Here is a 16,394-nt window from a genome sequence, read left to right as displayed (position 1 = left end):
GTTAAGAAATTTTTCCAATACATCCCATGCACGCCCGGCTGAACTGTTCAGACCAGAAACATCTGGAAACACCAGGAGTTTTCTTAGAGTATGGACTGTGCGCAAAGACGCACACAGCAATAATGTCATTTAGTATTTTTCCCCCGGTGTGCCTCCGGGGGCTTTTTTTTACCTGTTTGTTAAAGCACGAAAAACAGCATCTTTGATTAGATAACCACCTGTTGCTGGATCCGGGTGGATGCCATCCTCGGCAAACCAGGAGTGAATCGAGCCATAAGCATAATCTGCCGGATTTTCTCCAAAAATGTTCTGCAGATTGATAAATGCGCAGTTCAGCAGCCACTTTTTTGGCCCGCTTCGCCATTGCCACCATTGAAACAGGGTTATCCGTTCGCTCATTCTCACATGGCATAACAAACAGAATGTCAGAACCAGGCAACGTCGCACGGATACGGGCAATAAACGACCGCAGGTTTGCTTCAAATGTTGATGCTCCGCCGGTGATACGCTGATCGTTTGTTCCGGTGAGGATAATGACGGTATCAAGAGCTAACTCGGTTAGTGCGGCGGCGAATGCCACAGAGTCCATACTCAGCCAGCTCGCTAGGCTGGAGCCCGAGGCGCCTAATTTGTGGACACGAACGCCTGCGCCGGTAGCCAGGCAGTTAAGTCCACACAATGAAACCGTTCCGGATACAACTTCGATGTTCAGCACGTTCGACGCGTTCACCACTGAAGGCGGGTTGATATTGGTAAACAGCAACTCACTACCCTATACGTTGAGCGTCGTCCACGCACCACCGTCCCAGTTATACCGAATAACGCCGTCAGCCGTACCCACGTAACCCAGACGGCAGGTTGACCAACCGCCGTCTGAAGTGCCAGGTACCGTGGCCTTCAACGCATCCCCTGGTGTAGAGGACGTAACTACGGCAGTATCAGGGCTGGAGTTCGTGGGGTTTTTAGTCCCGCTGTAACTGAATAACCAGTTACCAGTCCAGGTGAACAACGTTTTCAATACGTCCGAACTGCCAGGAGAAAACACGTTAGCGTTGATTATGCTTTCTGAGGTGGCATGTCTTCCAAGCGACGTCCATCCAACCCCCGATCCAGCGCCATACTTTGCTCTCAACGCCTTCGCTAATGGCTGTGAAAACCGGTTTGGCTGTGTTGGCCAGGAGTCGCCAAAGATACCGACGGTTAGAATGGTTGATGCTCCTGATTCCAGCTGGCTTAGCTTCATGCGACCAACACGGATTTGATACGCGCGCTCAACGTAATCCGATACGGTGTCGATCTGGGTCGCCGGGAGCAGCGACGGGTCTAGCTGGAGAGCGTACGGCTGATGGGGCGTTGCCTCGCCACCCTTTTCGAACTGCATCGTATCTATAACCGAGTTAGCAACTGACATCCTGATATAAGCAGCGCCTTCCGGAATTGTCAGGGTTCGTGCGGTTGTTGGTATACCCTGCGCTGCCGTGCCCTTAATGTAGGTTTTATTAGAATCATAGTACGCAGTCTGGTGGGAATAGCTCTGCGTATACTGATTACCCGCCACTACCGGAATAAAATCAGATGCGGAATACGAGACGTTAGCAATGAGATTTCCGGTTGTAGAGTTTACGTAATAGCCCGCGGTCACCGCTGCTTTATCGAACAGATTTACACCCGGAACAAAAAAGGCAGCTTTTTCTACTGTCACCGCTTTTTTCTGTATCGCATCGGTCGAAACCGCTCCCGTGCTGAGAGGGACGGGATAAGGAGAAAGAGGACGGCCAGGAACGACCAGGTTAGCGGAGGAGCTTGCAGTAATTACGAACACCGCGGACAGCTCAACCAGTCCAGCATTAGCCGTATTTTCCACCCGGATATCTAACCTGACTGCCCCGGCGGGAATAGACAACGTGTTTGTAAAACTGTTCACGTCCGTCGCAGTGGCATATTGCAATCCCTGTGTGCCAATCTGTGTACCAGAGGCATCCCTGAAAACATAAGCCACGCGACCGCCTACGTTGCCATACCATGCAGTAACCCGCGTACTGATTACATCTCCCTCCTTCAAACCGCAATCAGCAAGCCATGCCGTTCTCGCTGCCACCCCCCCGCCACAATGGCCGGGAACCCCATCCTTGAATTTGTGTTCGCCGCTGCTGTGATTGACCCCAGAGGAATATGTGTTTTCCCACCGAGCGAAGGGTAAAGAAGAAGCAATTCGCAGAGCGGATCAAACAACACATTAAGACCGCCGAAAACTGCCCTGAAAATGGCATCCACGGTCTGCTGGGAGGGCATTTTTCGGCCGGTTGGCTGTAGCGTTCCGGCGTTATTGATAACCTTAACTGCGAGCGCACTGTCTTCCGGGCTGCGGTAATACGTGGTCGACCCCACCGGTATATTCGCGATATCCGCCTGCGCCGCCGCCAGCGTCTGGTATTGCTTGCTGAGCGGGATAAGGTTCTGCCTGACCTCATCGTTTTTCGCCATCATCTGGCGCCAGGTTTCCAGCGGTTTCCCTCCTCGGTCATCGACCGTCGCCTCTGGACCGTTCACCAGCCGATCGGCCCGTTTAACGTTATCCAGGAAAATTTCAGGCGTGGTTGTTCCCCGCGGCGGATTCAGTTCATCTGCTGCCATGTTTTTTGCTCCAAAAGTCATTTCGCCTAAACGAGGGTTTGTGCGAAAGGCAGGAGTTTTTTACAATCAACTATTTCAATGGGTTACGTTATGCTGATTGGTTATGCACGGGTGTCCACCGGGGATCAGAACCTCGATTTACAGAAAAACGCACTGATTCGCTCAGAATGTGAGCTGATTTTCGAAGATACAGCGAGCGGGAAGAATGCCCGGCGCCCGGGATTAAAGCGCGCGCTGCGGCGACTCCGCCCGGGTGATGTGCTGGTGGTCTGGAAACTGGATCGGCTGGGGCGCAGCGTGCGGGATTTAATCACGTTGGTGTCAGAGCTGCAGGCGCGTGGGGTGAACTTTCGAAGCCTGACCGATAGCATCGATACCAGTACGGCAGCCGACCGCTTCTTCTTTCACGTCATGAGCGCCCTAGCAGAGATGGAACGAGAGCTGATCGTCGAGCGTACCCGTGCCGGTTTAGTTGCGGCGAGGGAGCAGGGGAGAGTCGGCGGCCGCCGACGGGTCATGACCCCAAAAGTCATTGAGCGATGCCGCAGAATGCTGGATACGGGAGCAAACCGGCAGCAGATAGCAGATGTCATCGGAGTAGGGGTAAAGACTATTTATAAATATTTTCCTGCCCAATAAAGAGGCTCACCTGCGAACTGTTTGTGAAGTTTGCAGGTGGTTAACTAGCTTTCTTATGTATAGTATGTTGAAGACACTGAACTTTTAATGTGACATTAAGCGGCAGTGGTATAGAATTATCTAAACTGGACATAACATGTTTATAAATAGGGGGGGTGATGTCAGTCTCTAAAGATTTTCTGCTTTCTGTATATGAGCGGTGCAATGAACATTTGAAAGAACAGTCGACCAAACGCGATCAGGCGATAGCTTTTTATCTGGTTGTTATATCCTTTTATTTTGGGTCATACTCAGCAATTAGTAAGTTACTGGTAAGTCCATACTCCCCTATTTTTTTTAATGTGGTTATATGTCTGATTAGTGGCATGACAATCAGAACGTTGTCTGGTTTACGTTCTTGGCATATGCAATATGCTAACTCGGCGTTAGTGCTTAATAAGGTAATATCGAAAAACATCTTCGAATTAGATGCTCTTAATTTAGAGGTTAAGTCTTTTTTCTCTAAGAAAGAAAAAGAATATCATGAAATGTCGCTTGCTAAAATGTTCTCTGGTATTGAAAATCGAGTCATTTTGGGGATGACGTTTATTTCCGGATTTCCGGTTGTGATGTTAGTTAAAGAGGTTATGTCTTTACTCAAAGTAAGCAATAAAGAAATCATAGTGTTAGTTGAGTGTGCGTTTTACCTGGCATATGTTGTATATTATTTCTACAATACTATAATGATAATTCGTGAGTCAGCAAATCATAAAACTTGGATTGTGAATTTTGAATAAAATCATTCTTGAAAATCATTATTTAACAGTGTTAACTAATGAGTCTGGGCACTTGCGCATAATCCAAAAACATGGAGGGGCTGTTGTTATCCCTGAGTGTAATGGGAGATATGCATTGATCCAACATTCAAGAGATGGGACTGATCTCATTGAATTTCCAAGAGGGTTTATTGAAAGTGGTGAATCTCACATAGATGGTGCCGAAAGGGAGCTTAAAGAAGAATTAAATTTTTCTTCGATAAGTAGTTATATATTAGGTGAGTTGGTTACTGATTCAGGATTAATTAATGACAATGTAAGAGCAGTTGTTTGTGAAGTAAGAGACCCATCACAACTATCACTGCAATCAAGCGAAGGTGTTATGGGGTGTCACTTTTATACTTATGACGAAATTATTTCATTGGTAAAGGATGGAAGGATTAAAGATAATTTTACTCTGGCATCCTTGATGTTGTTGCAAGCAAAGCGATAATAGTTGTTAATACTATTTTCTTCAATTGTCGTTACGATTTTCTAAATTACATCATGCGCGTTTAATCCATTGTACGCTGAGTAGCCTGGAAGCTCGCCTGCGAACCGTATGCAAGAGCTCGCAGGTGAGCAATGGCTACATTGGCAGAATGTAGCCATTGGATATTTTACCGTTGTCCGCTTTGAGAAAGCATTACAGACATTTCTCAAAAGAAGTTATAGCCAATCTTTTACACCGATTCACACCGCGGTCAGACTGACCTGACCTGACCTGACCTGACCTGACCTGACCTGACCTGACCTGACCTGACCTGACCTGACCTGTCTCTGCGTAGAAGGCGGTTGTCGCCAGTTGCCAACTGAACGATAACAGGTATCCTGATATAAAATCCGGATCCTTCATTACATCGAAGGTTATTATGTTTGCAGGCTGTGTGTAGTGTGCTTGTTTTCATATTACTTAACCCTGATTTTGTGCATAAGAAGAGCTAATAAATTTGTAATGGTTGATAGTATGAGTGAGTTATTTTTTCTTTTTTAATAAATTGGCGAATTCATTAAACTCATGTTTGTTGGTTATATGAAACTTGTTCATTATGTTTTTTTGTGAGAAAATATGGTTTTATAATTTATGCCTAATTCTTCTGATATGTCAGTTGTATCAAAACCCATGCTTGTAGCATATAATATTTTAAGCTGAAATGAAGTTGCTGTTTTGAATTTACAGTTTAGGCATTTATGTATTTTATCTATCTTGGGTTCAGACATATTTTTATCTTTGCTTAATCTAATGTTTTTTAGTATCTTGTTTTTTATACTGATAACATCATCTTGGTTGTGAAGGAATATTGAACTATTAATACAGTTCGGAAGAGCGCTTTTTGAAATGTTGTTTTTTTGTGAGTGGAAAATAAAGATGGTTGTTTTGTTTATTTTTTTGTTTAATGCTTCGTGACATAAGAAAAACTCTCCTGCCACCATTTCTGTGAAAATAATATCTGCATTATCGACTTTGTTTAAGTTATAGTGAAAATGAAAGTTGATATTTTCAAAATCTGCTGCTATTTCATTTAATAAACTAATTATAGCAAGATTAATGTAATTGTTTTTTAAATTTAATACAACGATGTTACTGATCATTTTGCGTTCACAGGTGATAGGTTTTTATTATATGACAGTATTAACCAGACCTATTGGGTTAATGATGTGTTGTAATTAAGATATTTCACATTTTGTTTACTTGCAATAGATAAATTAAAAATGAGCTTGCAACTGGTTTTTGTAAGAAAAATCCTAATTTATCGAATTTTGATATGGTAGAGCATGTTTTTATATTTAAGAAATGCAAATAAGCAGCAAGGTTATTGGCATAATTTGGAATGCTGTCAGATGTTGTCCCATCATCATTAGCACAAGCTCGGCCTCCTAAATTATTAGGTTCGCAGTCAGACGCATATGAAAGTTTGGCCATGCAAAGATAGCCACTGCCGTCGTGGATGGGTAAAGATGATTTATTGTGGGATGAAGATGCCCAACAGCGAGTCGCATGCAAGCAAGTCACTATGGTGGCAGACCATAGCCAGGAAATATTATCCTCGCGCTGCTGGCAAAACCATCAATCAGTTCAGAGCAGAAACCACTTTAGGACTTACCTGACTCAATACATCAATATGTTACGGCAGTGGCGATAATTGATAGCTGTAACCAATATTGACCGGGCGGATCGATAAAACTGCTGTATATGTAAACAGTATTTATCGGAGGCCACTATGCTCCATTCTGAACCAATTTATGCAGCTAGCGGCATAAGCCAGCACGCGATGTTTATCGATACACAGCGCGGAATTGCGGTTGTTGAGCGCTCATCATCACCCATCGCTACTGCGGTTTGGCTCGTTTCGTTTTGTGGATGCCAGCAGTTCGCCCGCTTTCTCGGCGCGTGCTTATTACTGAAGATGGGGAGTCGATTAAAGGTGATGCGCTGGTAGATGTGGAGCTGATCGGTGTGGTTACGCACATAATCAATAAGCCTGGCTTTGATGACTGTCCGGTGGTGTGATGTTTGCGTTGTGCGATGTGAATTCGTTTTATGCCTCGTGTGAGACCGTGTTTCGCCTGGACCTTAAGAGGCGGCCGGCTGTTGTCCGCAGCAACAATGATGGCTGCGTGATAGCACGTTCTGCTGAAGCAAAGCCGTTCGTGAAGATGGGGTCCCATATTTTAAGCAGAAGGATATTTTCCGCCGGCATGGCGTGATCTGTTTCAGCAGTAACTACGAACTTTATGCAGATATGTCGAACCGTGTGATGACAACGCTCGAAGAACTATCCCCGCGGTGCGAAATTTACAGCATCGATGAAGCATTTTGCGATCTGACTGGAGTCCGTAACTGTCGTGATCTCACTGAGTTTGGCCGTGAGATTCGCGAGACGGTATTGAGCAGAACATATCTCACAGTTGGCGTCGGGATTGCTCAAACCAAAACCCTGGCGAAGCTGGCAAATCACGCAGCGAAGAAGTGGCAACGGCAGACTGGCGGGGTGGTTGACCTGTCCAATATCGAAAAGCAGCGTAAGTTGATGGCTGCACTCCCAGTGAATGAGGTCTGGGGCGTTGGGCGCCGCATCAGCAAGAAATTAGAGGCAATGGGTATTAAGACGGTATTGCAGCTGGCGGACACCGATATCCGGTTTATCCGGAAGCATTTTAATGTTGTGCTGGAGAGAACCGTTAGAGAGCTACGAGGTGAGCCTTGCCTTGGTCTGGAGGAGTTCGCGCCGGTAAAACAGGAAATTGTCTGTAGCCGGTCGTTCGGTGGGCGCATAACTGAATACCATGAGATGCGGCAGGCGATATGCAGCTATGCATCTCGCGCAGCGGAGAAACTCCGTGGTGAGCATCAGTATTGCCGGTTTATCTCCGCTTTTGTCAAAACCAGTCCCTTTGCGCTCAACGAGCCGTATTACGGCAATAGCGCATCGGTAAAGTTGCTGACTCCTACCCAGGATAGCAGGGACATTATCGGCGCGGCCACCAGGTGCCTCGACGCTATCTGGCGAGACGGGCATCGCTATCAGAAAGCAGGCGTTATGCTTGGGGATTTCTACAGCCAGGGCGTAGCGCAACTTAATCTCTTCGACGACAACGCTCCACGGCAGAACAGCGAGAAACTGATGGAAGTACTCGACCAGCTAAACTCTAAGGACGGAAGGGGAACGCTGTATTTTGCAGGGCAGGGGATCCAGACTGCCTGGCAGATGAAGAGGGAAATGCTATCACCTCGTTATACGACGAGATACAGTGACTTGCTCAAAGTTAGGTGATTCAGATCTTTAATAGTGCTTTTTACTCTCTCTGGCTGTACTGTTATCTGAGTCCACTTAGAGCGAAAAGGTGATGTTTGCTAATACTTCAATTGTAAAATATGTGAATATCGGATAATAGATTTTACGAAAATGAGCAATCAACGCATGCTTTTTTGCGACTTGTTATCTCCGAAAAAAAATGGAGGGGGGACATGTTTTTCTTCTTAATAAGTTTTTTACAGTAAAATTTGGACCCCAGCTCATTTCTAATGATTCAACGTCCCCATGCTCAGGTAAGTTAATAAATAATTTACCTTTCTGACCGTCAAGTTGTATCCATTCACCAATTATTATCGGTACTGTACCATTTGGTGTACCTTGCAGTATTATTTTTCCTGGAGATCTTTCATTTAAATTAGAGTACTGCCCAATACGTCCTGGCTTACTAAACGTGATATCTCCCCAGTTTCTACCACCTTGCCAGCATGTGTATGAAAAATAGGCTTCAAAATATTCACTCTCTATTTCCTTTAACGGATAGGGTTCGCCTTTAATGTAGTTTGAATTTGTGTCAAAGAAGGTATTTAGATAAGTTTCATAGGAAGGGTTTTTTATGTCTGTTTTATGATTTACTTCTTGATGAAGAATTTCCTTTTTGTTTATTAAACCCTCTTCATGCCACAGCTTAGGGAATCCCAGCAATGTTAGAAGTAAAAATATTGGGGCAATGATTTTTAATGATTTCAATACTTCCGCTCTGATTTTTGGGACTTTTAATGGCCCAACTTCTGCACCTTCAACCCACGGAGCCAAAGTTAACGCAAGGGATACAAGAGCTATGGATATGGCTAAAGATTCAGGAATCCCAAGGTATTCATAAGTGCTTTTAGAATTCATCACATTCACCCAAGCCTAATGGTCATTAAAAACATTGTAGTCAATGTATCAGTACATTTATCAATTAGAGGTATGAGTTCGTTCCTTGCACTGAGCAGTCAATCATTTGTGACAATATGACATCTGTCTTTAACGGATGTTTTCTATCAGTTCTGGCCCCTGATTCTTCACGTTCCCCACGGCGCGTGAAACAGGATGCCATGCGAAATGATCTGCTGACACTGAACCGTCGGCAGCTATCTCCTCCGCCTCTTTCCCACCTATATCCTGCCTCATCCATTCTCGTGCTGCTTCCGGCGTCAGAATCAGTGGCCGGCGTTCGTGAATATCTATGAGACCTTGATCAGCTGCGGCGGTCACAATCAAAAAGCCTTCGGCTTCATCCCCGCGCTCGAAAGGGACGCTACCAATTGCTGCCATGAATATGGGCTTACCGTCTTTACGGTGGATGAAATAGGGCTGCTTCTTGTCTCCATCTCGCTTCCATTCAAACCATCCATCGGCAAAGCAGATCGCTCGACCGTGCTGCCACAGGGGTTTAAACATCCTGCTGTTGGCTGCGGTCTCAACCCTGGCATTAATCAAGGGCGGTTTATCCCACCAACCTGGCGCGTAACCCCAGTGAACCGGGTTGAGGTGCAACTGCTCATCGCGTTCGCTCAGGAGCAAAACTTTAGTCCCTGGCGCCACGTTGTACCGGCCGATTGGTTCTGGATCATAGGCGATGTCACGCTCAGCTTCTTCGGCAAGGTATGCCAGATATTCTTCGCGTGTCTGTGATTGGGCAAATCGTCCGCACATGGTTACCTCCAGTAGTCATTCTGAAAGTATAGAAGACAGAAAATTGAGCATTTCTTAGGGAGGAAAATAGCCCCGGAATAGTTGTTATTGATGGGGTTTCTCCCCCGTTTCACCCCACTAACTCCCCGCGCAAAAAGCAGGTATAAAAAAACCAGCCTTAAAAGGCTGGTTTCTCAGGGATTTTTGGTCGGCACGAGAGGATTTGAACCTCCGACCCCCGACACCCCATGACACCGTTAGTAAAGCGCTGTAAGTCGTGCCATTGCTGGTGGTGTATGGTGTTTGTATGTATAAAAAAACAGTGCTATTTTTAGCCAAAATCCGCTCTATATACATCAATGAGTTAGATGGGGTTTCTCCCCATGCATTTATATTTAATTCTGCGGTATAAGCTCAGACACTACTTGACACAGACAGAATTCAATCACATCCAACAGCCCCCAACTATCAAAAAGCGGAACTACCCGATTGTTTCCATTGCTAATGAAGGTTTCATAAACGTCGCGGGGTGTAAGTAAGCTGAGGGCTACTCACCCAAAATGCACATGAGCCGTGTGAGCTGAGTTTTATTTTTGCTCAGCATATGTTCTAAATTTTATGTTGTCGTCTACATTTAAAAGAATTGCTTTAAAAATATAAGCATCAGCATAGTTATAGCAGTTAAAAGTTACCGGTGGAATATGAAAACCTATATTAGGTAGGAGGGGCAAGATTACTATGCTTATTCATGTAGTCCTGCCAGTACCATGCGAAAATCAAGCAGTATCACATTAGTTAATAGAGAGAAATTTCATCATGATAAGGGGTTGTTCTCTCCAAAAGCATATCCTGGCCATACTACAGTTTCTGCTGATGATTTGTGTAGTGTTGACGGAAAATCAAAAATCAGCATATGCAAGGAATGGCCTGACAATTACTTCTTGGAATGTTGCTAATCTCCATCACGTCCCTGGCTATGCCTATCGAGGTGAAAAAGGTACATGGCGCACCTTCGCTGATCTGGAGATCATTAAGCAGGTGATCTCAAGTCAGACTCCAGACATAATTCTGCTACAAGAAGCCTCCGGCGAGTTAGCTGTCCGGGATGTTTTAGGCGAGGGTTATCGCATGATTGGAACGAACGAGTATGATCGTCGTCGAGATAGCATTCTTTTGCAACAGCGTGATGTCTATCCTTTCGTTGCGGTGCGCGCGGAGCTTGATTCCTCCATTATCACCCATCTAAGTATAGGATTATTGAATGGAACTGACCCTGCACCAACACGGGATATTCAATACCTTAGTATCAAGGTGGGTGATAGATCCGTCGGCCTAATCCACATTCACACTAAGAGTTCGTGCCCCAATACGTCAAAAGTTGAGAGCATCAACCGATCCTGTCAACTTAATTTCTCCCAGTTTCGGCTAATCAGCCAACTGGTTATTAAGGCTGAGACTGATGATACCGTGTTAGTTATTGGTGATTTCAATCGCGAGCTTCTTAATAGGCGACTCAGCGATTGGAGAAAGTTGTATGCGCCGTGGGCAAAAACTTTAATTGCACCCTTACCTTGCGTACTCAGGAAAACGTCCGAGCCGATCGACTTTGCTATTGTTGCTAAACAATCAGACGATGCTGTTCTTACACAAATTGACGCTATGCCCAAAGAATTTCCCAAATTGGCGCATCCCGAACGAGTCAGCGATCATTGTCCGTTGACCATTCGCATAAACTTCAGGTAAGAGATGGGTATCGATATGGGAAAGATGGTTGCATTGTTCGCGATCACGTTATTGTGGACAGCTCAGGCACTTGCCGTTGAGCAGGCTCATATCAATGGTTTCTTGGGAAACATTCCCACATGTACGGCGCTGTCGAGTGGTCGTGTAGCCAACACGCTATCCGATAATTTTCGTCAACAACCTGCAGCATCAATCTTCTGCGATGAGGTGGACCTGCTGCACAACCAAAAGAACCCAATCGTACAGTTTCTAAAAATGCACTCACCAGTTGACCGTATAGACGGCATGTATTTTGCTATTAGCGACAGCGATTTTGCCAATGCGTTATGTAGCATAGTCTCAGATAATCTACATTTTACTAGACTCGTCTGGGGAGGGGGGAAAGAAGGTGCTAGGTGGGCAGATCGCCTTACCGAGTGTATCAGACGCAAAATGTCCAAAGCCAAGCTTGTAGTGCAGGGCACTGGTCAGATACCTGGTATAAGTTCATTTCACCCAAAATTTCTTCTGCTCAGCAGTGACGATCTTCCTCATGCGGACCTCATTATTAGTAGCGGTAACCCGACGCGTCGCTCTCCGAACAATCTGGATGATTATCTATCGCTTTCTATTCCGAAACAGGACAGACTATTTCTATGGCATCAATGCATCTCAGAAGAGTTCCTTATTCCTGGAGCTATGCAGAACATAGGTTCACTTGCCGAAGCGTATAAACATTGCTCGCTTGCTCATTTGTCCTTTAATGACGAAGAGACGCAACCTTATTTACTCCCGTTTGATAGGGAACAATTTTTGTCGCAATTTGCATTCTGGGCGGGGAAGTCCACACAGATTGACATCATCTCCCAAGGCTATAACTCTCTGGATTTGTCCAATATTGTCAAGGCTTCTGCTCAGTCTGGCACGAAAGTTCGGGTTATACGTGATGACGATCTTCTTCTGTCTAACAATTCGGCTTTGGAAGGTGAAATGCTAAATGCTATTGAGGAGTATTATACTTGGGATCACCATATTTGCGCCCCAAATGTCTCGACCCGTTTCTTGCTGACCAATCGCGATGTCAACTATCTCCATGCCAAGTTCGTTTTGTTCTCTGGTGAATTCGGCAAGCGGGTGCTGTTCGGATCAGCGAATCTCACCCATGCGGCATTGTACTCGAATATCGAGAATGTATATGTCAGCAGGAATCCTGAACTAACTTCGGATTTTCAAGTATATTTCGAAACTCTGTGGAATAAGTATGCGCTGACTGTATCACAGATAATCCCTAACTTCGCCAAGATAGGGGTGCTTATTGCAACTAAGAGGAAAGACTACTATGAGTGTAACAACTGATCTCCAAGCTTCGCACAAAGAGCTAAATATAAAGTTACAGGAGAATTTAGCAAATGCATTCTCGGAGGCAGAGCGAGTGATGGCGCTTCTTGCCAATGCTGTAGCCTTACATAGCCTGTATCTAAAATATAGTCCATTCGAGGAAGAGCTTACGGCAACTAGTACTTGGGAAATAGTAACAGACGGGGAGGCATTTGCACAATCGTCAGTTCCTTCTTTTTTGAAAGTGCTAGATGCACAACTTAAGGCAGACATTTTATTGAGCGAGAAGACCAAAATTATGACGTCGTCCAATGACGAAGGGGTATGGGAATATACAAAACAATTCATCAACGCGTGTAAAGAAAACCTCAAGGAAAATTGGGAAAAAGGAATTGATATGGCTATACAATTCCGTGATGATGTTCGTGAATGGTATAACAGTACGATGGCGTGGCTAGAGGAAAAGATCAAAGAAATCTAAAGGATAAGCCGAGGAATGGACATAGCAAACATTCCTGACTTTAACTCATAGAGAAACTTCGAGATCGGTCTTGTAAATAGTTTGGTGTGATAACTTACATAATCAATGATGCACGTTTAGGGGAGTTCGATGATTGCCATGTTATGTGAATTTTGACTGGGTTTTACCCTATTAACTCCCCGTACTAAAAGCATTCCCAAAAATTCATCCATAAATGGCTGGTTTTTTGGGGATGTTGGTCATGCTAGAGTATTTTAACCTCCGACTTTATAATAGAAGGTAATATTTATAAACATGTTTACCAAAATATAGCACAGAATTTTTACTAAAACCTTTAGGTTATTAATCTTTGGTGGGTGGTGGTACAACTGAACAGTACATAGGACCAGTATAGTCAATAGGTTCACCATTAATTTCTTCAGCCATTTTGTTTTTTTCATCCATCCAGCCTTGAAAGACCGCTAAACGTTCATTGAGTAAGGGATGGTTCTCGGAAGATGCTGCGATAAGAAATGCAATTGCTTGACCAACCTCAACGCAAGCAAGTAAGGTGTAATTTATATACCAGCTATTGGGGCCATAAACACCAGTAAGTTCCCATGCATCGAACTTATCATCTGGCGAATCAATTTTTGTTAAATGGTTAAATATAGATTTCATGTTTGGGTGAGCACCGAAATCGATACAAGCATCATAGTGCGCCTTCACATATTCAGCCATCTCAGTGGATTGTTCCTGTAATGCATTTGCTGTCTTGTTCACAGTAAAAGTATTACGACATTTATTTAACGCGGATTGAGACGTATGCCTATCTAACCAAATCTGAGCCTTACTATTGTCCATAGCTATTAGGTAGGCATAAGAAGCAGATTCAAGAGCTGTGCGTAATATAGGGAAAACAGGAACTGTATGTCCAGACAATGCTTGTCGTACCGATGCTAACAACATCACATAGGAGTTTAAAGCAAGAAAACCAGCAGTTGGGTGCATCTCTATTCCGTTGGCTAGGATCTCCTCTTGGAATATTTCATCCATATGGTCAACCATGTACATCAATTGGGGTGGGGTAGTAACGTGATCTTGGGCATTTTCGAGAGTTGCCAGGAGGTAATCGTGGATAGAGTTTGCATTTACTTTCAAAATAAAGTCTCCAGCTCGGATTTTCTTGGGAATACTATCTTTAGTTTAAATTTTTATCAAAGATAAACCTTTCCCCAAAACAAACAAGATATTTCGTTTAATCAGTGAGTTAACTAAGATGAGATCTCGTCCGTGTTGTTAAGCAGAATGATAATAAAACTGCTGTGATTCATGGTGTTACTGCGCTTATGTTCATATAATGCTGCGCCATATGCAGTGGTTCGAAGCCGCAGACCTGATCGTTAAAGGCACTGAAGGCGCAATCGCTGCCAAGACCGTGACCTATGACTTTGAACGTCTGATGGAAGGCGCTAAGCTGCTGAAATGTAGTGAGTTTGGCGATGCGATCATCGCGAACATGTAATCCACTTGATGGGTTAAACAAAAACGGGAGCCTCGGAGCTCCCGTTTTTTATTATGTGTTTTCTGACGGTTATCAAAATTAATTATCAAAAAAGGGTGTGATGATGACGATGAGCAGGAAAACTTTTTTTATTGAAACACAAAATATCAATGAGCAAATGGGTGAGTTTTTGAACTTCACTTGGGCAAGTTATGCTGGGCTCCGAGAAATGTGGTGGCAGGTTAAAGGTTTTACACATTGTTTCCCCGAGATGAATAATAAAATTTTAAAAGAAAAATTTTTGACAGGTTTGGAAATACCCGGTGGAATTGATCTAGAATCAGTTTGTTTAAGCCAGGAATGGGATGCACATGTACACCGTTTTAGTAAATCACTCATCTTTGAGGCTTGCACTATGTATGAAGCTTGGGCCGAAAAAATATGTGATTACGTGCTACCAGGAGATGAGAAAGCAAGAAAATCACTTCAGTTTCCCACTACGAACGGAAGTGACGGATATATGAAGGTTGTTAACAAGGTCAATTTGAATGCCTCAGGATTTATAAAAAATAATTTTTTCGGTATTGTTTCTTCTAATAAAATGAATCGGTGGGTTAGGATTAACGATTTCCTAATAATGTACCGATACTTCAAAGAACTCAGAAATTCATTCATACACGGTTCAGGGAATGTCAACCAAGAAATAATAGATTGTTATAGTGAGGTTGAATCTATGCATAATGCTCGTGGGCAATTGACAAAATTCCCTATAAATTTATCTCGGCCCACGATAGACAGCAAAATCATAATTCCCATAAGGGATTCTGTAATTTTTTATAGTTACATTAAATATATTATAATTACTTTCGATGCGGCCCTTTGTGTTTCATTGAGCTCAGAAAATTATATGAGTCATCGAATAAAAGAATATATAAACTCTAATAAAAAACAAGTGTATCATATTCCTCATAATACTTCCAAAAAGGAAAGGGTGGTAAAGAAAATATTATCAGGATCATTCTTCCCATTTAGTTCTAGTATAGATCCTATTGTCGATTGGTTGGTTCACCGGAACCTGGTTATTCGTTAAATAAACTACTTGCTCGTTCGATATGGCTCCAATCTTTACCTCTATCATCATGATATCTAGCTGTTTGCTGGGGTGATTTATGCCCCAGAAAACTTTGAGTATTTACTCCTTGGACATCATACAGCCGCTCTGCTAAACACCGTTGTTCATGGAAAGTTGCTGGCGTGCCATCCCCCCAATTAATCTCTGCTTTATCCCGCGCTTTACTAAAATTTGTTGTTATTGGGTTAGACTTCACTTGTGAACCACGTTCAGCCATTGAGGTCGCACGGAAGAAATGAACTAAATAAGAGCTCACCACATTATCACGGCAACGCGCAACTACATCCCTCAAACTCCAGTCAATCGCGTTAAGTCTTAGGGATAGGGGGATCGCCAGCTTGCTTCCCGTCTTCTCCTGAACGACATGAAGATGGTCATCCCAAATATCGCTGTACTTCATATTCGAAATATCACCGAGGCGCTGACCAGTAACGAGCGCCAATAGTATTGCATTGCCCATATACTGATGGCGGACGTCAGCTATCGCGAAAATCTTTTGCCATTCATCGAGGTTTAAACACTGTCTGGCGATTCGGCGGCGAGGCTGTTTAGTAGCAAGAGCTGGATTATATCCAGGCGGCACCTCACACATAATGTTGTGCTTCTTTGAACACATCAATTAACACTGAGTGTATGACCTGAGCCATTCTCGGCTGGCCCTCTGCAACATAAGACTACTGACCCTTGCAGCGGTCATTATAGTATCTGTCTGTTAGCTGTTGAGCCTTATGTCCCA

14 protein-coding genes and 5 pseudogenes are annotated in these 16,394 nt (G+C 44.0%); 10 read left to right on the top strand and 9 right to left on the bottom strand.

The window, feature by feature from the left end:
- Window position 1 precedes the first annotated feature (1 nt).
- The 3 genes and pseudogenes from OQV00_RS16255 to OQV00_RS16245 all read right to left on the bottom strand — a co-directional run.
- The gene (locus tag OQV00_RS16255; protein WP_266279037.1) at window positions 2-763 is read right to left on the bottom strand and encodes a GDSL-type esterase/lipase family protein; all 762 of its coding nucleotides are present in this window, start codon (window positions 761-763) and stop codon (window positions 2-4) included.
- Between the two features lie 9 nt (window positions 764-772).
- Complete coding sequence (locus OQV00_RS16250; protein WP_266279035.1) at window positions 773-1,999, bottom strand: hypothetical protein; 1,227 nt, start codon at window positions 1,997-1,999, stop codon at window positions 773-775.
- A gap of 251 nt (window positions 2,000-2,250) precedes the next feature.
- Window positions 2,251-2,634: pseudogene (locus tag OQV00_RS16245) on the bottom strand (hypothetical protein); the annotation flags it as partial.
- 90 nt (window positions 2,635-2,724) lie between these two features.
- On the opposite strand from OQV00_RS16245, the gene OQV00_RS16240 reads away from it, so the two are divergent.
- The 3 genes from OQV00_RS16240 to OQV00_RS16230 all read left to right on the top strand — a co-directional run bounded on the left by OQV00_RS16240 (window position 2,725) and on the right by OQV00_RS16230 (window position 4,521).
- The gene (locus OQV00_RS16240) at window positions 2,725-3,273 is read left to right on the top strand and encodes a recombinase family protein (protein ID WP_088884171.1); all 549 of its coding nucleotides are present in this window, start codon (window positions 2,725-2,727) and stop codon (window positions 3,271-3,273) included.
- 158 nt (window positions 3,274-3,431) lie between these two features.
- Entirely contained in the window at window positions 3,432-4,049 is a 618-nt protein-coding gene (locus tag OQV00_RS16235) for a hypothetical protein (RefSeq protein ID WP_088884049.1), read from the top strand.
- Window positions 4,042-4,521 (top strand): NUDIX hydrolase, encoded by a 480-nt coding sequence (locus tag OQV00_RS16230; RefSeq protein ID WP_073972301.1) that lies wholly within the window; start codon window positions 4,042-4,044, stop codon window positions 4,519-4,521. Before OQV00_RS16235 ends, OQV00_RS16230 begins: the two co-directional genes overlap by 8 nt.
- A 593-nt stretch (window positions 4,522-5,114) precedes the next feature.
- Here the strand turns inward: OQV00_RS16230 and OQV00_RS16225 are convergent.
- Both OQV00_RS16225 and OQV00_RS16220 read right to left on the bottom strand, forming a co-directional pair.
- Window positions 5,115-5,660: a hypothetical protein gene (locus OQV00_RS16225; protein WP_266279031.1), complete on the bottom strand. Its 546-nt coding sequence runs from the start codon at window positions 5,658-5,660 to the stop codon at window positions 5,115-5,117.
- 85 nt (window positions 5,661-5,745) lie between these two features.
- A complete protein-coding gene (locus tag OQV00_RS16220) occupies window positions 5,746-5,991 on the bottom strand; it encodes a hypothetical protein (RefSeq protein ID WP_126509804.1) in 246 nt (81 codons plus the stop codon).
- Between the two features lie 587 nt (window positions 5,992-6,578).
- Here OQV00_RS16220 and OQV00_RS16215 point away from each other — a divergent pair.
- Window positions 6,579-7,843: pseudogene (locus tag OQV00_RS16215) on the top strand (Y-family DNA polymerase).
- Between the two features lie 165 nt (window positions 7,844-8,008).
- Here the strand turns inward: OQV00_RS16215 and OQV00_RS16210 are convergent.
- Complete coding sequence (locus OQV00_RS16210) at window positions 8,009-8,722, bottom strand: hypothetical protein (protein WP_266279029.1); 714 nt, start codon at window positions 8,720-8,722, stop codon at window positions 8,009-8,011.
- A 129-nt stretch (window positions 8,723-8,851) separates the two neighbouring features.
- Window positions 8,852-9,523 (bottom strand): SOS response-associated peptidase, encoded by a 672-nt coding sequence (locus OQV00_RS16205; RefSeq protein ID WP_266279027.1) that lies wholly within the window; start codon window positions 9,521-9,523, stop codon window positions 8,852-8,854.
- Between the two features lie 864 nt (window positions 9,524-10,387).
- Between OQV00_RS16205 and OQV00_RS16200 the strand changes: the two genes are divergently transcribed.
- The 4 genes and pseudogenes from OQV00_RS16200 to OQV00_RS16185 form a co-directional block, all read left to right on the top strand.
- Window positions 10,388-11,245, top strand: a complete 858-nt coding sequence (locus OQV00_RS16200) for an endonuclease/exonuclease/phosphatase family protein (protein WP_266279025.1) — start codon at window positions 10,388-10,390, stop codon at window positions 11,243-11,245.
- Between the two features lie 3 nt (window positions 11,246-11,248).
- Window positions 11,249-12,580: a phospholipase D-like domain-containing protein gene (locus tag OQV00_RS16195; RefSeq protein ID WP_266279023.1), complete on the top strand. Its 1,332-nt coding sequence runs from the start codon at window positions 11,249-11,251 to the stop codon at window positions 12,578-12,580.
- Entirely contained in the window at window positions 12,564-13,043 is a 480-nt protein-coding gene (locus OQV00_RS16190) for a hypothetical protein (RefSeq protein WP_266279021.1), read from the top strand. Before OQV00_RS16195 ends, OQV00_RS16190 begins: the two co-directional genes overlap by 17 nt.
- An 80-nt stretch (window positions 13,044-13,123) precedes the next feature.
- Window positions 13,124-13,192: pseudogene (locus OQV00_RS16185) on the top strand (HumD family translesion DNA polymerase); the annotation flags it as partial.
- Window positions 13,193-13,385: 193 nt separating this feature from the next.
- Here the strand turns inward: OQV00_RS16185 and OQV00_RS16180 are convergent.
- A complete protein-coding gene (locus tag OQV00_RS16180) occupies window positions 13,386-14,183 on the bottom strand; it encodes a hypothetical protein (protein ID WP_266279019.1) in 798 nt (265 codons plus the stop codon).
- 196 nt (window positions 14,184-14,379) lie between these two features.
- On the opposite strand from OQV00_RS16180, the pseudogene OQV00_RS16175 reads away from it, so the two are divergent.
- Together OQV00_RS16175 and OQV00_RS16170 are read left to right on the top strand one after the other, a co-directional pair.
- Window positions 14,380-14,547 (top strand): annotated as a pseudogene (locus OQV00_RS16175) (NADP-dependent isocitrate dehydrogenase); the annotation flags it as partial.
- 100 nt (window positions 14,548-14,647) lie between these two features.
- The gene (locus OQV00_RS16170) at window positions 14,648-15,616 is read left to right on the top strand and encodes a hypothetical protein (protein ID WP_266279017.1); all 969 of its coding nucleotides are present in this window, start codon (window positions 14,648-14,650) and stop codon (window positions 15,614-15,616) included.
- On the opposite strand, the pseudogene OQV00_RS16165 reads toward OQV00_RS16170, so the two are convergent.
- Window positions 15,606-16,329 (bottom strand): annotated as a pseudogene (locus OQV00_RS16165) (tyrosine-type recombinase/integrase); the annotation flags it as partial. The gene OQV00_RS16170 and the pseudogene OQV00_RS16165 sit on opposite strands and share 11 nt — an antisense overlap.
- Between the last annotated feature and the right edge of the window lie 65 nt (window positions 16,330-16,394).

The sequence above is a fragment of the Klebsiella sp. DY2415 genome, from assembly GCF_026314315.1.
Classification (GTDB): Bacteria; Pseudomonadota; Gammaproteobacteria; order Enterobacterales; family Enterobacteriaceae; genus Klebsiella; species Klebsiella ornithinolytica.
The sequence above is the reverse complement of the archived record's forward strand: the minus strand, read 5'-3'. Positions and strand labels throughout refer to the sequence as shown.

Excerpts from the sequence above, each read along its gene's own strand:
- OQV00_RS16240 (WP_088884171.1), top strand. The coding sequence starts at position 2,725 with ATGCTGATTGGTTATGCACGGGTGTCCACCGGGGATCAGAACCTCGAT.
- OQV00_RS16235 (WP_088884049.1), top strand. The coding sequence starts at position 3,432 with ATGTCAGTCTCTAAAGATTTTCTGCTTTCTGTATATGAGCGGTGCAAT.
- OQV00_RS16225 (WP_266279031.1), bottom strand. The coding sequence starts at position 5,660 with ATGATCAGTAACATCGTTGTATTAAATTTAAAAAACAATTACATTAAT.
- OQV00_RS16220 (WP_126509804.1), bottom strand. The coding sequence starts at position 5,991 with ATGGCCAAACTTTCATATGCGTCTGACTGCGAACCTAATAATTTAGGA.
- OQV00_RS16210 (WP_266279029.1), bottom strand. The coding sequence starts at position 8,722 with ATGAATTCTAAAAGCACTTATGAATACCTTGGGATTCCTGAATCTTTA.
- OQV00_RS16205 (WP_266279027.1), bottom strand. The coding sequence starts at position 9,523 with ATGTGCGGACGATTTGCCCAATCACAGACACGCGAAGAATATCTGGCA.
- OQV00_RS16195 (WP_266279023.1), top strand. The coding sequence starts at position 11,249 with ATGGGTATCGATATGGGAAAGATGGTTGCATTGTTCGCGATCACGTTA.
- OQV00_RS16190 (WP_266279021.1), top strand. The coding sequence starts at position 12,564 with ATGAGTGTAACAACTGATCTCCAAGCTTCGCACAAAGAGCTAAATATA.
- OQV00_RS16170 (WP_266279017.1), top strand. The coding sequence starts at position 14,648 with ATGATGACGATGAGCAGGAAAACTTTTTTTATTGAAACACAAAATATC.